Annotated in this window: 13 protein-coding genes; 11 read left to right on the plus strand and 2 right to left on the minus strand. The window is 54.9% G+C overall.

Annotated elements, in window-relative coordinates; all coding sequences use genetic code 11:
* Nucleotides 1-200 precede the first annotated feature (200 nt).
* The 10 genes from A6X21_RS02210 to A6X21_RS02255 all read left to right on the plus strand — a co-directional run bounded on the left by A6X21_RS02210 (nt 201) and on the right by A6X21_RS02255 (nt 11,932).
* The gene (locus tag A6X21_RS02210) at nt 201-1,904 is read left to right on the plus strand and encodes a pseudouridine synthase (RefSeq protein WP_068845816.1); all 1,704 of its coding nucleotides are present in this window, start codon (nt 201-203) and stop codon (nt 1,902-1,904) included.
* A gap of 177 nt (nt 1,905-2,081) precedes the next feature.
* Complete coding sequence (locus tag A6X21_RS02215; RefSeq protein WP_068845860.1) at nt 2,082-2,951, plus strand: dihydroorotate dehydrogenase electron transfer subunit; 870 nt, start codon at nt 2,082-2,084, stop codon at nt 2,949-2,951.
* Nucleotides 2,952-3,030: 79 nt separating this feature from the next.
* The gene (gene obgE, locus A6X21_RS02220) at nt 3,031-4,137 is read left to right on the plus strand and encodes a GTPase ObgE (protein ID WP_068845818.1); all 1,107 of its coding nucleotides are present in this window, start codon (nt 3,031-3,033) and stop codon (nt 4,135-4,137) included.
* Nucleotides 4,138-4,278: 141 nt separating this feature from the next.
* Nucleotides 4,279-5,226: a ribose-phosphate diphosphokinase gene (locus A6X21_RS02225; protein ID WP_068845820.1), complete on the plus strand. Its 948-nt coding sequence runs from the start codon at nt 4,279-4,281 to the stop codon at nt 5,224-5,226.
* A 293-nt stretch (nt 5,227-5,519) separates the two neighbouring features.
* Nucleotides 5,520-7,334, plus strand: a complete 1,815-nt coding sequence (locus A6X21_RS02230; RefSeq protein ID WP_068845822.1) for a hypothetical protein — start codon at nt 5,520-5,522, stop codon at nt 7,332-7,334.
* Between the two features lie 186 nt (nt 7,335-7,520).
* Nucleotides 7,521-7,985 (plus strand): hypothetical protein, encoded by a 465-nt coding sequence (locus A6X21_RS02235; RefSeq protein WP_068845824.1) that lies wholly within the window; start codon nt 7,521-7,523, stop codon nt 7,983-7,985.
* Entirely contained in the window at nt 7,978-8,460 is a 483-nt protein-coding gene (locus A6X21_RS02240) for a cupin domain-containing protein (protein ID WP_068845826.1), read from the plus strand. The genes A6X21_RS02235 and A6X21_RS02240 overlap by 8 nt, the downstream gene beginning before the upstream one ends.
* On the plus strand, nt 8,453-10,096 hold the full coding sequence (locus A6X21_RS02245; protein WP_131818145.1) for a hypothetical protein: 1,644 nt from the start codon (nt 8,453-8,455) through the stop codon (nt 10,094-10,096). The genes A6X21_RS02240 and A6X21_RS02245 overlap by 8 nt, the downstream gene beginning before the upstream one ends.
* Nucleotides 10,097-10,294: 198 nt before the next feature.
* On the plus strand, nt 10,295-11,491 hold the full coding sequence (locus A6X21_RS02250) for a THUMP domain-containing class I SAM-dependent RNA methyltransferase (RefSeq protein ID WP_068845830.1): 1,197 nt from the start codon (nt 10,295-10,297) through the stop codon (nt 11,489-11,491).
* 69 nt (nt 11,492-11,560) lie between these two features.
* Complete coding sequence (locus A6X21_RS02255) at nt 11,561-11,932, plus strand: PleD family two-component system response regulator (protein WP_068845832.1); 372 nt, start codon at nt 11,561-11,563, stop codon at nt 11,930-11,932.
* 159 nt (nt 11,933-12,091) lie between these two features.
* Here the strand turns inward: A6X21_RS02255 and A6X21_RS02260 are convergent, their stop codons facing one another.
* A complete protein-coding gene (locus tag A6X21_RS02260; protein WP_068845834.1) occupies nt 12,092-13,258 on the minus strand; it encodes a glycosyltransferase family 4 protein in 1,167 nt (388 codons plus the stop codon).
* A 293-nt stretch (nt 13,259-13,551) separates the two neighbouring features.
* Nucleotides 13,552-14,766 carry an argininosuccinate synthase gene (locus tag A6X21_RS02265; protein WP_013112404.1) on the minus strand — a complete coding sequence of 405 codons (1,215 nt, stop codon included), beginning with the start codon at nt 14,764-14,766 and terminating at the stop codon, nt 13,552-13,554.
* A gap of 244 nt (nt 14,767-15,010) precedes the next feature.
* On the opposite strand from A6X21_RS02265, the gene A6X21_RS02270 reads away from it, so the two are divergent.
* On the plus strand, nt 15,011-15,913 hold the full coding sequence (locus tag A6X21_RS02270) for a DUF58 domain-containing protein (RefSeq protein ID WP_165603661.1): 903 nt from the start codon (nt 15,011-15,013) through the stop codon (nt 15,911-15,913).
* Nucleotides 15,914-16,000: the final 87 nt, after the last annotated feature.

Raw genomic sequence — 16,000 nt, forward strand, 5'->3', positions numbered from 1 at the left:
TAGCCACCACAAAGTTTTGCACCACTCAATCAGACTTTTGGTGAGCTTGCGAGACTCCCGATGGCTACAGCGATTGTCTTGCGGGTTGTGCAATCGTCATCAGTTAGAGCGATTATTGGCGGGAACAATTGCGAAACTGATTACTCTTTCGCGATGTCGTCTGCTAAACTGCTGGACTTCTCAATACTGGCAGATACCAAATGAAACGTTCTCGACCGCCCCGCCGCACAACATCTCTGGTCAATTCTTCACGTAATCAGGGTTCCAAATCAGCCCATCCGGATCAACCGGGCGAGGCCTCAGCAGGCGAACGTCTGCAGAAAGTTCTGGCGAGTGCCGGGTATGGTTCACGCCGAGCCTGCGAAGAATACATCGAAATGGGCCGCGTGACGATTGATGGTGTGGTGGCGAAGGAACTGGGGGTGCGTGTTGATCTTTCCCGCCAGAAAGTCGCTGTTGATGGCGAAAAGCTGCGCGTGGAGGAAAAGCGTTACTTTCTCTTTCATAAGCCAGCCGGTGTGCTGTGCACAAATTCTGATCCTGCGGGCCGAACCCGCGTGATTGATTGCTTTCCGCCGAATGTCGGTCGGCTCTTTACCGTGGGCCGACTGGACGATGCGACCGAAGGTCTGCTGATCGTCACGAACGATGGAGATCTCGCTGAGAGACTCACACATCCCAAGTTTGGCATTCCGCGGATTTATCGTGCTGTCGTGGCGGGTAATCCTTCGACGGAGGCGATCAATCAGCTTCTCGAAGGGTTATACTTCGCGGAAGGCCGCTTCCGCATGTCGAGTGTGAACCGGGTGAAGTCGCAGGGCTCTGCGACTGTGCTCGAAATTACCATGCGTGAAGGACAGAACCGGGAAATCCGCCGGTTGCTGGCCCGTGTGGGGCATAAAGTGATGAAGCTCAAGCGGACTCACTTTGGCCCGATCAAACTGGGTGATCTCGAACGCGGGGCTCATCGCAAACTCTCGGAAGAAGAACTCAGTAAACTGCAGGATGTCATCACCGGCAAGTGGAAGGAGCCGGCTCCCCGCAAGCCACAGCGTACCCGCGATGCCGGTAAAGCGACTTCAGCGGGAGCGTCATCCAGAGCCTCTTCGTCCGATCCAGGAATTGCAGGTGGCAGGTCTCGAGCCGGGCTGGATCGCACCGCATTACCCTCTGCTCCGACCGGGCTGGAACCACTCACAATTCCGGGCTCAAGACTCAAACGCCTGGGAAGCTCAAAAGAGTCGAATGCGGCAGCGTTGACTGCACCATCGTCAAATTCACGAGAGACCAGCTCCAAGCGTCGCGAAGATTCCCGCTCGTCCGGTGGATCCCGTTCTTCAGCGGGATCGCGTTCTTCAGAAGGATCACCAGTGCGTCGCACCGGGAAAGGCTCAATGACTCCCGAAGCCCGGCAGAAGCCCGCCTCGCGTACGTCGGGAGGTTTTTCCCAGGGACGTCCGGGCAGTGGCAAGACGACCGCTCGCCAGTTGGCCGCCAACGATCACCCGCCCGTGATGGACGATGGCAGCACGCGATTGAAACGGCGTGTGCTGGATGGTGAAGGTTCGGTGATTTCCAGCAAAAAGCTCCGAGGGGCAGCACCACGATTGAACTTCCCCCAGAATGTGCGTGGAAACGACGCGGCTGATGGAGACGAAGCGGTCAATCCCCCCCCGCTGAGTTTGTTGAAGAGTGGCCGACGAGTCCCGCGGACGAAGGACCACCTCATCGCACATCGATCGGCCAATAAAGAGACTGCCGAAGCGACTCCCGAAAAAGTAGTTCGCAAGAAGGCCTCTGCCAAGTTTCCAGGATCTCGAAAAGCGACGACAGCGGGCCGCTCATCAACCAGCGCTCGAGGTCAGAAGTCGTCGAGTTCATCGAATCGCAAGCGGGGTGATTAAGCGGGGCGTGTGCGTGGAGTCAACGCGAGACCTGGTCAATACTCACCCACTGCATCTTGAGTTGTTTCAATCACTTAAAAGTCCTAGAAATCAGACGTCCCGAGCATGCTCTCCAGCCCTACTGAAACCTCTGCTTCGGCTTGTCACATCCCTTCCCTTGGGCTGCCTGGACAAGTGATGTCTGCCGTCCAGCAGAAGGCACGCGTGCTGCTGCACGAGGCCATGGCGAAAAATACATTTCGCCTGCGGCTCGATGGTGTTGAACTGGCGACCACGATCACTCCTGGGCAGTTCTTCATGGTGAAAATCCCGGGAGAGAACGATCCTCTGCTGGGCCGACCCTTTGCCCTGTTTGATATTTGCAAAGATGCAGAAGGACGTGTTGCCGGGCTGGAGTTCGGCTATGTCGTCGTCGGTAAAATGACGGGTCGACTGGCTCAGCTTCAGGCGGGAGATGAAGTGGAAATCTGGGGGCCACTCGGCAACGGTTTTCCTGCATCACCGGGCGGGCGGCTGGTTTTCGTCGCGGGAGGGATTGGGCAAACGCCCTTTCTGGCACTCGCGCGCGAGGCCCTTGGAGTCCAGAGTTATCCCCAGCAGAACCCGCGAAAAGTGGTGCAGCCCAGTTCGGTCACACTTTGTTACGGAGCGAGGAATGCGGAATTTCTGGCTGGTGTCGAAGACTTCAAAAGTGTTCCCGGCCTGAAGGTTGAACTGGCCACCGATGATGGATCAGAAGGGCACCGTGGCTATGTCACTCAATTACTGGAAGAACATCTCAAGGCTCCCGGTGAACCCGTGACAATCTATGCCTGCGGGCCTGAGCCAATGCTCAAAGCGGTGCAGAAACTGGCACTGTCGTACAACGCCACCTGCTGGTTGTCTTTAGAGACTCCCATGGCGTGCGGCTTTGGGGCCTGCTTCAGTTGTGTCGCCAAAATCCGGGAAACGACTCCTGCGGGTGAGGAAAGCTGGGATTACCGACGCACCTGTGTCGAAGGGCCCGTCTTTGAAGCTCGCGAACTGATCTTTGAAAATCATCCTTAAATTTCAACTCGTTACCCAATATCCCGCTGGTGACCTCTAATCGAATTCGCTTCCGCGTCCAGAATGGCAGTTTTCTCTCATGTTTGTCGATCAAATTGAAATTACCTGCAAAGGGGGCGATGGTGGCCCCGGATGTTCCAGCTTCCGGCGGGAAGCGCACGTCCCTCGAGGCGGCCCCGATGGTGGTGATGGTGGTCGCGGCGGGCACGTCGTCATTATCGCCGACGAAAATGTCGACAGCCTCGTGCACCTGGTCGGGATTCGTCACTGGTTTGCCAGCAATGGGAATCCCGGGACCAGTTCACTCAAGACTGGTAAAGATGGCGAAGATCTCGTGATCCGTGTGCCGATGGGAACCATTCTGCGTGATTCTCAGCGTGGCTTCGTCCTGCGTGATCTGACAGATCATGGTGACACCGTGATCGTCGCCAAAGGGGGCGAAGGGGGCTATGGCAACACGCGTTTCATGTCATCAACGAACCGCGCCCCGCGCGAATTCGGGCCGGGCGAACCAGGTGAAAAACGTGAACTGCTGCTGGAATTGAAAGTCGTTGCCGATGTGGGACTGATTGGAAAGCCCAATGCCGGTAAATCGACGCTTCTCTCGCGGATGACACGGGCGACTCCTGAAATCGCGAACTACCCGTTCACAACGAAACACCCGAATCTAGGGATTGTGCGCGTCGGTTACGAGCGGCAATTCGTGATGGCCGATATCCCCGGGTTGATTGAAGGAGCCCATGCGGGAGTGGGGCTAGGTCATGAATTTTTAAGGCATGTCGAGCGGACACGAGTGCTCGTACATCTCGTGGAACCCAATCCTGATGACCAGACGGACCCGATCGAAAACTATCTGCAGATCCGCGAAGAGTTGCGGCTTTACGATGACGACCTGGCGCAGCGACCTGAAATTGTCGTTATCAGCAAGTCAGAACTCCTGGATGCCGATGCTGCTAAAGAGTTACTGGAAGAGCGAATTGGCAAACCCGTCCTCCAGATTTCGGCAATGACGGGTAAAGGACTTCCCGTACTGACCAAGCAGATCATCGAGATTCTTGATCGTCTGAAACAGGCGGAAGAAGACGCTGAGGCGGAAGCGGCTTATCTGGCGAGGAAAACATCGTCTGAAGCGCAGGCTCCCAGCGCGCCATCTGCTGTCGATTCATCTGCAGAAAATGCTGAGTAACGTCTCTTGTAAAGAGATGCGGCCAATTTTGAAGTCTCTTTGGCTGGCAGGCTGGTGGCCGTCCACTTGCAACCAGTGCTGACGAACGTTGAAATCTGAGTTGTTCCATCCCGAGGCTTCACCGAGGACTGATCTGTGGCGATGTACGACCAACTCTGCCTGCTCAGTGGCAGAGCTCACCCGAAACTCGGCCACGAAATCGCCAGCTACCTGGGAATCAACCTGGGAGCTGTCGAACTCAGTAATTTTCCCGATGGTGAAATCTCTTGCCGGCTGTACCAGAACGTCCGCGGGGCGGATGTTTTTCTTGTCCAGCCGACGGGGCCGGCAGTCAATGACAATCTCATGGAACTGCTCGTTCTCATTGACACCTGCAAACGGGCAAGTGCTGCCCGTGTGACGGCGGTGATCCCTTATTTTGGCTATGCCCGGCAAGACCGCAAAGATATGGGGCGTGTGCCCATTACGGCCAAACTCGTCGCCAATCTTATCACGAAAGCCGGGGCTGACCGTGTTCTGACGATGGATCTCCATGCGGCTCAGATCCAGGGATTCTTCGACTGCCCCGTCGACCATCTGTATGCGGCACCAATTCTTGACGAATACTTCCGTTCACTGAACCTACCGAAGTCGAATCTGGTGATCGTGAGCCCGGATGAGGGGAGTATCAAGCGGTCTTTGCAGCATGTCGAGCACCTGGGGGGTTCGTTTGCGATTGTTGATAAACGTCGCTCGAATGCCTTTGAAACACGTCAGGAGAACCTGATTGGTGGGCCGATTGCCGGGAAAACCTGCATTATTTTCGATGATATGATCACGACGGCCGGCTCGATGGTGGGTGCTGTGAAAGTTGTGGCCCAGCATGAAGCTGCCGAAATCTATGTGGGAGCCACACATGCGATCATGTGCGGTCAGGCCGCTCAGAGACTGGCCGAAGCTCCGATCAAAGAAATTGTCGTGACGAACAGCCTGCCACTGACACCTGAGCAGAAGCTGCCGAATCTCAGGCAGGTTTCCGTCGCACCACTGCTGGGTGAAGCCATTCGCCGAATTCATAGAAATGAATCCGTCAGCTATCTTTTTGACTGATGGGCGTCCTGCCAGATTTTTTCTGCCATCAATCGGAATCTGGTGGCGAAAGCGACATTTTCGGTAAATGCGAATCGAGTTCGTCATCTCCGGAATGGACTGCCTAACCTGCCTGAAAAACCCGAAAAAGCCGCTGCACTCGATAATCTGGAGTGGGAAGCGACGCATATTGCGGGTATTTTGGGGATTTGTGCATCTCTTATTGTACGCATATTGATGTGTTCACCTTTCAGTTCCCTCTCTGGGTCGATTGCCTGTCATAACATTTGGCACGCAAGATCTGCGAGTCGCTTATGTCGATTGGAATTTCTCCCTGTCCCGGCTGTGGCACATTGCTGCTCGATGACACCGTCGAGTGCCATCGCTGCCATCATGTGTTTGATCGAGAGCGGGCTGAAGAGCTGGCGATACAGCCTTTGCCGACCGACAAGGCAGTCATTGAAGATCTGGGGAGTTGCCACAATTGTGGTGAAGCGGTTCGCAGTGGTCTCGTGCGGTGCTGGAATTGTGGCGTCTTTCTGCGAGCGGATATTCAAGCTGCCTTTGATGAACGACAGAACGATCAACGCTCGCCGGCCACGCCACTGGATCGTAATCCCCAATCCCGCTCGATGCTGAAAGCCGAACCTCACACGCCGGCTTCGCTTTCCGAGACTGATAAAAATGCTCAGTTGGCAGCCTACTATGCTCAAAGGAATGGGCATGGATTGGAGCCCGGAGCCAGCCCTGTGATTCCGGATGAGCCCCTGATTCAAGCCAGCGGGGTGGATCAGAGTGCCGAGGATGACGAAGACGATTTTGAACTTTCTGGCGATATCTTCCTCACTGAAGCCACGATGTCCATTGAGCCGCCACCAATGGCTTTCCCTCAGGTGAATGAGACTTCAGGCGATACTTTTGCCCTCAGTGAAATTCCTCGCCTAGAGCCGGAATCGGCCGATGGATCGACGATAGAAGAGTCGACCGAAACGATTCCCATGATGTCACTGGATGGGAGTGGGAGAGAAACTGCTCCACAGGAAGAGATGATCGGCACGCCCGAGGTGAGTGATGCCAGTCAGCCCGCTGAAGAGATGTCCGAAGATGATCTCCTGCTGCACATTGCTCTCTCTGAGGAGAAAGAAGAGCAGGAACTGGCACTCAAACCGCGCAAGAAAGGCTTTGTGACCACTTGCGAGGCTGGCTGTAAAGTCCGCGTACTGGATCATCATCGCGGCAAAGTCGGCAAGTGCCCCAAATGCGGTGCGAAGCTCGTTGTTCCCTTACGTAAAACGACGAATGCCGGTGCTGAAGAAGAGATTCCGCTGGATCCCCCGATCAATCTGGATGCCGTGGGCAAGTTTGTCCACATCATTCAGGATGTGGCACTGCACACGATTGCCAAAGGGAAACTGAAGCTCAAAGCCGCCGCACACGCCAAAGATTTTTCGCTGATTGATCTGGCAATTGATCCTCAGGCACTGGTGCTCCTGGAATGGCCCAAGGGGACCTTGCTCAAGCCGACAGCGAAGAAGATCCCCGAGTTTCGAGCCGCTCTCAAATCTCGACTGATGGCCAAAAAGGACGAGACGGATCTCAGCCCAGCGACCATCACCGTTGTACCCGCTGCTGCGGAATCGATAGCGATTGTCCAACCTACGATTGCCGGAGGAAATGAATCTCTCCAGAGTTTGGCTGTCTTTGGTGAAGGACGCATAGCCCTCGAACTGATTTCGGCAGAAGAAGGTGCGCCACAAAAATTTCTCTCGTTTTCATTAAGTCAGTTCCGCACGCTGGCGAAGGCGATACGGGAAGGGACTCGTTGGACGAACTTTGCCGAAGGATCTGGCATTCCTCTCCAGAGTGAGCAGTCCACACTGGCATGCCACTATCTTGAGACACCGGTCTTTGAACTTCAGCACCTGCCGTATTATCAGACCGACAAAAACTTTACTCTCGAAGTCTCGGGCTACCGCTGCCAGAGTTGTGGTCTGGTCGTCTCGGAGAATGGTCGCAAAAAAGAGAAAATTGGGGACAAAACACCGGCGTCGATCAAATCTGCCAAGTGCCCCAAGTGTCAAAAACCTTTTGGCTATGGCCCGCTCTACACCCTCAAACGTGGTCGTTAACAGGCCTCGAACATGGACGGTTTGAGCGATACAATTTGAGACAACACGTTCATTTCATACTTTTCTCCAATGAAGACCACATGACAGATTCTGGTCTGTGGTCAACTTTCTCTAGTATTCATCCTGCAATTTCGGTCGAATTCATTGGTCTCTCAGGTGGCATGTCCCTGCAGAAAGTGACTACCTATGAAACCGATCCAGCGTGATTCTTCGGCGGCACGAGGTGCGGTCTCCTTGCTGGCCGTCACCTTTGTCATCATCTGTGGATTGGTCGCCTGTTCGACCATTGTGCTCACCTCTTCCGATCAGGTGCTGATTCCGCTGGGCATCTGTCTGTTTGTCTTTTCGCTGATTGGCTGGATGTGTTATCGCTTTGTCGTGGCTACGGATCGTCCGGTGAGTGAGCGGATGTTGTCATCGCTCTGGATTCATCGTTCGCAAAAAGCCAAAGTCACTTACGAGCTGAAAAAGATGCATCGCATCACTCCGGAATCCACCGGGCCGAGGCAGCCCCCCACTGCCGAAGCTTTGCGAGAAGCGAAAGAGACTTTTGCCCGCTGGGTGCCGGCAAGTCATGGTCGCAATGCCAGTCAGGAAACTTCGCCAGGGCCTCAACAACTTCCCAAACGAAGAAAGTACGGGCATGACTGAATTGCCGCCTGATTCACCATCAGCCGCCTTGCCCCAGATGATTTCGCTGAGTGAAATTGAAGCTGTGGCCTGTCCTTGCGGCTGGGCCCAAAGAGCCTTTGGCCATGATGCAGGGACCAGCGTGAGTGTGCATTACACGCAAATCACTCAAGCTGCCCGTACGCATTACCATCGAGAACATCATGAGATTTATGTTGTCCTCGACCATGCGGCTCACGCCACGATTGAACTGAATGGCCAGAGCTATCCTTTGACGAAACTGCTGGCGATTTCCATTCCCCCCCTGGTGAGGCATCGAATTGTGGGTGAAGCCACGATTATCAATATCGTTTCACCACCGTTTGACCCGGCCGACGAATGGTTCGACTCCAGCGACCTGAACCGTGCTGGCTTGAACTGCACTGACTTGAACCGTGCTGACATGATCTCTGCCGATACATCCAGCACGCTGCCGATGGAAATTCATCATGTCTAGTCTTTCCGGGTCTCGTCGTGCAGAGTCTTTTTCAGGCGGCAAAGGGCCTTGGTGTGGTCGGCCCTTCCGGCACCTGTTGTTTCTGCTGGCAGGCTTTTCACTGATCATTGCGGGCTGCGGCAATCAGCCAGCCGTCAGTCAACCTGCGAATGATCAAACGGCGGATCGTCAGATGGCCAGCCCTGCATCATCACGAGTCAGTTCAAACAATCAGAACTCAACGACTTCCAGACCCAATCAAGCCGCCCAGCGAAGAGCGGCCGAGATTGCCAGCAATATGCAGGATGATCCGGAGATGGTCATCCCCGATGCGGATCCTCAGGCGTTTGCCACACCGCAGACCGGCGGAGAATCGAACCCCCGTGAGCAGATGGCTGCACGGCCTGCCGGGCCAGAACTGGCCACTCTTCCCGCTCCGGCTAAAACGCCCGCTGAACTCGAAGCACTGGGGTTTCGGGTCATCACTTCGCCGCACATCGTCCTTGTGACCGATCTCCCACTGGTCGAAGTTGCCAATCTTCCCGAACTGGGGGAAGCGCTGCTCCAGCGACTGCAGAACGATTTCCACATCAAGTGGCCCGAGAATCAGCAATTGACGGGTTATGTCATGTCCGACATGACGAGCTTCCGCGAGACAGGGCTGTTGCCGGAAGATTTGCCGGGCTTTCTGCATGGTCGACATCGGGGGAGTGAGTTCTGGATGAAAATGCAGGCCACGCCTTACTACCTGAGGCATCTGTTTCTGCATGAACTCACTCACGTGGTCACGTTGATTGGCGAGCGTGAAGATTTGCCCGTGGGGTTTAAGGAAGGGATTGCTGAGTGGTACGCGACAAACTATGTCGATGAAGCGGGCAAGCCCTTTTTTGGAGTGCTTCCCGGAAGGCCCGAAGATTTCTCTGGCTGGGGGCGGATTGGGCTGATTCAGGAAGATCTTGCTTCAGGAAAAGGACGCTCGTTTGCTGATTTACTGATAATTGACGCCCACGAATTTTCTACGAACGACGACTATGCCTGGGCCTGGCTCTGGATTCAGTTTTGCAGCCAGCATCCCACCTATGGGCCGGATTTCGCCAAGCTCCTCAGATCTCGAACATTGGAGGACTTCCTCCAAACGGCCAGCCAGGCTGATCGGACCTCAACGACATGGATTTCCAGCGACTGGTTACGGCTCTCAACAGATATCTGCTTTGGTTACGACACGGCTTTGGCTGCGACGTTACATCGACCCATTGAACCTTGGGCGAATCAACCTGTGACACGCTCGATTTCAGCAAAAGCCGGTTGGCAATCGACGGGACTGCTGGTTCCTCAAGGCACCACAATTCGTCTGCGTGCCAAAGGACAAGTCGAGCTGAATCGCACAACTCGCCCGTGGATTTCTCAACCACAAGGCATCTCAGTGGATTATGCCAACGGCCAGAAACTGGGTCGGCTCCTCGCCTGGTGGGGGATTCCTGACCTGCCACTCACGGCCCACGGTGCGGAATTCACCGAAGTCATTCCCGCAGGTCAAATCGCCCGACTGACCGCCCCTCGCGATGCAGTCCTCTTTCTGCGTATTAACGACCATTTCTACGATCTCGCCAATAATTCAGGGGAGTATGAAGTGGTGATTGAGCAGGAGGTGGAGTAGGTGTTGGGCATTTGGTGTTTGGTATTTGAGGAAGAATGGCCTTTCACCAGCAGTTTTAACCCAACTCCCAACTCTCCAACTCCCCAACCCCCAAATCCCACTCTCCCCAAAATTCCCATCTCCGAGTTCATCTGCTACACTGGCTGTTTGGGTCGATCATGGCCCCCGGCTTTTTGACACATGTTCTTTGAGAGTTTTATGAATTCGCTGGATTTAATCGCCACAACGGCTTTCGGTCTCGAAGCTGTTGTCTCGCGAGAACTGGCTGCCCTGGGATACCAGGATCAGCAAATTGAAGATGGAAAAATTACCTTCAAAGGTGATGCGCTCGCTGTGGCCCGAACGAACCTCTGGCTGCGCTCTGCCGATCGCGTGCTGCTGCAAATGGGGAAGTTTGTCGCCAAGGATTTTGACGAACTCTTCGATCAGACCAAAGCTTTACCCTGGCATGAGTGGCTTCCGGAAGATGCCGCCTTTCCTGTCACAGGGAGTTGTGTTCGATCGCTGTTGCATAATCCTCCAGCGGTTCAAAGTCTCGTCAAAAAGGCGATAGTGGAAAGCCGCAAGCGAAACAGTCAGCGGCACTGGTTTCAGGAAACCGGTTTTGAATATCCCATCGATGTCTCGATCCTGCGCGATGTCGTCACGCTGACCATCGATACTTCGGGCCCTGGTCTGCATAAGCGTGGCTACCGCAAGCAAGGGGGCGCTGCCCCTCTCAAGGAAACTCTGGCGGCTGCACTGGTACAGCTCAGTTTCTGGAATCGCGAACGCCCTTTTCTCGATCCTTTTTGTGGCAGTGGAACGATTCCTATCGAGGCAGCACTGATTGCCAAAAACCGGGCCCCGGGATTGGATCGGAATTTTCAGGCCGAACGCTGGGAACGCCTGCCTGTCGAAAACTGGCTCAAAGCCCGTGAGGAAGCGCGCGATCTCCAGATTTCCAAACCGACGACCTACCCCCTGTTTGCTTCGGATATCAGTCCCCAGGCTGTCCAGTTGACCGAAGATCATGCCCGGGCCGCCGGTGTGGCGGGCATGCTGCATGTCACACAAATGGATGTGCTCGAACTGAAAGACTCCCGGGATTACGGCGTGATTGTCACGAACCCTCCTTATGGCGAGCGGTTAGGTGATCGAGAATCGGCAGAAGCCATCTACGATGATATGGCCGATGCCTTTGCACCGCTCAAGACCTGGTCGATCTATGTGTTAACTGCCGATGTGGGCTTTGAACGCTTTTTCCGCCGCCGGGCGGATCGTCGTCGGAAGCTCTATAATGGCCGGATTCAGTGCCAGTATTATCAGTACATTGGCCCGCGACCTCCGGGTTCGATCGACCCGCGTTCTGATGAAGGTTCCGCCGGTGCTCCCTACGATCCTTATCAATCCTGAGTTGGCTGAGAACCGCCGACGATTATCGAAATTGCCAGATCCATCCTTTCATTTTCAAAGAGTTGACCTATGACTCGCCGCGTATTGAATGTGGGCCAGTGTGTGCCGGATACGATCAAGATTACCAATTTTCTGAAGTCGAGCTTCGATGTGGAAATCATCCCATCAGCCACAGCACCGGAGACTATCGATCTTCTGGGGAAGTCGAGCTATGACCTGGTGCTGATCAACCGCAAGCTCGATGCCGACTACACGGATGGCATGGATATTATTCGCCAGATGAAATCCGACGAGCGGTTTCAGAAGATCCCCGTCATGCTGATTACGAACTATCCTGAGTATCAGCAGGAAGCCGTTGCGATTGGTGCCGCCTATGGCTTTGGCAAAGACGAGCTTGGTTCTTCCGATGCCGTCGCCCGCTTGACGCCGTACCTGGCTTGATTCATGGTCCCCTCATTCCGATGGGCTCTCTTTTCCCCATAGCTTTTCATTCAAGTTTGGATGGAGACTGCGTGGCTTAATACGGAGTGGCTGGGGCCACACGTCATACGATTCAGATCACTTTCTCGATGAATTCTATAGATGATCGCGTGCTATGCGTTAGAGCGATTCACCGGGGGCGATCACCCGTTCATAGATCTTCCGAATTTCCGCTGTCATATACTCATGGCTAAAGACTTCACTAAAGAGCTCTCGACCGCGCTGGCCGTATTGATCTCTGAGTGCAGGATTGGCGAGGAGTTCCACGGTGGCTTTCGCGAGGCCCGCGATTTCGCCTCGCGGCAACAGATAGCCGGTTTCACCCGGGCGGACGATTTCGCTGGCGCCGTCAATGTCGTAGCTGATGACTGGCTTCCCTGCCAGCAAGCCCTGCGGCAACACGCGGGCTAACCCTTCCCATTCGCTGCAATGGACCACGACATCCATCGCATGGATGAGTTCCGGGATCTGGCTGGGTGGCACGAGGCCGGTGAAGACGAAGTGATCCGTCAGGCCGAGCCTCGCAATCTCCACCTGATACTGCTCGCGGAGAATCCCATCGCCCACCAGCAAAAACTTGGCCCGGGGTTGCTGGCGGACGATCTCGGGAGCGGCGGCGATGAGGTACTGGTGCCCTTTGAGGTGGAACAGCCGGGCGATCTTGCCGACGACCAGATCGTTCTCGCTGAGCCCGAGTTGAGCACGGATCTCGGATCGAGTCTTGACTGGTGACAAATAGGGTTCCACATCGAAGCCGCTGCGGATGGTGGTAAACTTCTCTCGCGGGGCCACTCGAGCGGCCACGTATTGCTCGGTCATCGCATCGGAAACGCTGATAAAGTGAGCCGTCTGCCGGCCCGCTCTTTGTTCGAGAAAGCGATAGAGACGGTAAGCGAGAGCGGACTGCCCGTAATGAAATGAAGCGCCATGAATGGTATGCACAACGGGGACACTTTCCACAAATCCCGCCTGCCTCCCCATGATACCGGCCTTCGAGGCATGGGTATGAATGACATCGGGCTTCAAGGTGCGAATGAGCTGCCTGAGTTCCTGGTACGCCCGCCAATCCTGCCAGGGGCGAATGGCACGATGCAGTTCGGGCATGACAATCAAGCGGGCACCCGATTTCGCTGCCCGCTCTTCGAGGGAACCTTCCGGCCCCAGGCCCGGCCCAGTGACAAGTGTGACCTCGTCGCCGAAAAGCTGCACCTGATCCTCGACATTCGAAACGGTATTCTCCTGCGCACCGCCGACAATCAACCTGGTGATGAAGTGCAAAGTATGCATACGGAGCCAGCTTTATCGCACAGTTGTTGGATGGGGTGCGTGATTCAGGTAGGGTGCATGGAGTCCTCGGAATGCACCAGTATGATCTATATAAGGTAAAAATGAAGGACACTTCCATGACTTGGCGTGTCCTTCATTTTGATCATTGTCGCGATCGGTTCGCTGAGTTGGCAGGCAGGAGCCTGCCCTACGGGGCGTGTCCTTCATTGAATATCTATGGCGATGCGTTCGCAGTTTTGGTGCATTGGCATGCACCCTACATAAATAATTGGCAGGCGGGAGCCTGCCCTACTTTAATACTTTCTGGCGCGAGCGCGGGCCTGGACGCGGCTGGGGAGACCCATGATTCGCAGGAAGCCTTCCGCATCAGTCTGGTTGTACGAGCCGCCGCCTTCCATACTGGCAATCGCTTCATCGTAGAGGCTGTTCGGGCTGGTGCGGCCCTGATTGATGATGTTCCCCTTATAGAGGCCCAGCACCACTTCACCTGTCACTGGCTGCTGAGCTTCCTTGATAAAGGCGAGCAAGGCATCCATTTTGGAGACATACCAGAAGCCGTAATAGACCATCTGAGCAACTTCCGGCGAGAGCCGATCGCGCAAGTTGACCAGATCGCGGTCGAGGGTCAGTTGTTCCAGCGTTTGATGAGCGTGGTACAGCACAGTCATGGCCGGTGCTTCGTATACGCCCCGGCTCTTCATGCCGACAAAACGGTTCTCGACAATATCAATCCGGCCCACACCATTGCGGCCGGCGATCTTGTTGAGTTCCAGCACAATCTGCAGTGGCGAGAGCTTCTTGCCGTTCACACCGACGGGAATCCCCTTCTCGAACTGAATCGAAACCGATTCCACAGCATCGGGGGCGGCTTGCGGTGAGACGGTCATGCCGAAATCGACGATATCGACGCCGCAAACATTGGGGTCTTCCAGCTTGCCCGCTTCGTAACTGATGTGCAGACAGTTCTCGTCAGAGCTGTAAGGCTTGGCAGCAGAAGCTTTGACGGGAATCCCCTTTTGTTCGCAGTAAGCAATCAGCTCGGTACGTCCAGGGAATGCCTTGCGGAACTTTTCGATTCGCCAGGGAGCGATGATCTTGATATCCGGGTTGAGTGCTTCCGCAGCCAATTGGAACCGGCACTGATCGTTCCCCTTGCCTGTCGCGCCGTGAGCGTAGGCATCGGCACCGACTTCGCGGCAAACCTGGAGGCAGACCTTGCTGATCAGCGGCCGGGCGATGGAGGTTCCCAGCAGATAGATGTTTTCGTATTTGGCCTGCCACTGGAGGACGGGGAAGGCGAAGTCGCGGCACATCTCTTCCTGGGCATCGACAATCCGAGCCGACTTGGCGCCGCAGTCGTGAGCCTTCTTCAGAATGGCTTCGCGGTCTTCGCAAGGTTGCCCCACATCGACATAGACGCAATGTACGTCGTAGCCTTCATCCTGCAACCAGCCGAGGATGACCGATGTATCTAATCCACCCGAATAAGCCAGCACACAACTGGGCATTGCCGATGCTCCGTAACAGATTCTTTTCCCGTTCGGCTGAAAACAGCCTCGTGAACGGGTGTCGTTGAACTTGGCAGATCACCTGCTTCAACTCGGGAGAAAATCCCGGTTGAGACCAGGTGTTCCGGCAGGCGACAATCACCTGCTGATGTGTCAAAGCCCAGTTTAAGCATTGCCGAACGAAAGCGGTATTGTCAGGCTGAAGTGAAGGCGATTTCCCGGTTTGGCAGAAGGAGTTCAGTGCGTGCTCGATCTCTCGGTCGTTGAACGGCTTGGTACACTCGAACTGCAGGTACGGGCTGTGGTTGACAGTCTGGCTCAGGGGAGACATGCGAGTTCCTCGCGCGGATTTTCCATCGAGTTCGCCCAGTATCGCGAATATACGCCCGGCGATGATCTGCGGTATGTCGATTGGAAAGTCTTTGGCAAGTCCGACCGGCTGTATGTCAAACAATTTGATGATGAAACCAGCTTTGGCTGTCAGATTCTGATCGATTCCAGTGAATCGATGGCTTTTCGTTCTCCAGCAGTTCCTTACAGCAAGTTTGAATATGCACGCCTGTTGGGTGCTTCGCTGGGATTGGTGGTTCTCCAGCAGCAGGATCAGGTCAAACTCCATGTGCTGGCTGAGTCTGCCGCACGTGCCAGCGGCTTTGCGGGGAGTTGGCCCGCGTATCGCCAGATGCTGGCCGAAATTGAACAGATGAAACCCGAGGGGAAGGGGAACCCTGGTCAATTCCTCACTTCGCTGGTCAATCAGAATCTGGGGAATCAGAATCGACGTCGAGCCGTCATGGTGATTGTGACCGATGGGCTGAGTGATCTTCAGGAATTGATCTCCGGACTGCGCCAATTGCGCTATGGCCGGCACGATGTCCTCCTGTTGCAAGTGATGGATCGCTGGGAGAGAACCTTTCCGATGACGGGTTGGACGCAGTTTATCGGGTTGGAAGAGTGGCCTGATCACACGACCAATGCGGCGTCGATTCGTGAAGGCTATCTGGCGGAGTACCGGTCATTCCAGCAGCAGTTGAACTCGGCCTGCCATGAAATGAAAATCGATTTCTTCCCGATTTCGACCGATATGTCGCTGGATCAGGTGTTGCGGTCTGTATTGCAGAGAAATCCCGAACTTCTTCCGCAGTAGTCCTTTATAGAGTTTATTGCGATTGATTGTTCGACAGAATGGCAGGAAATCACTTCTCGCAATTGACACTGAGTCTCAATGTCAGCA

Source organism: Planctopirus hydrillae (assembly GCF_001707835.1).
Lineage (GTDB): Bacteria > Planctomycetota > Planctomycetia > Planctomycetales > Planctomycetaceae > Planctopirus > Planctopirus hydrillae.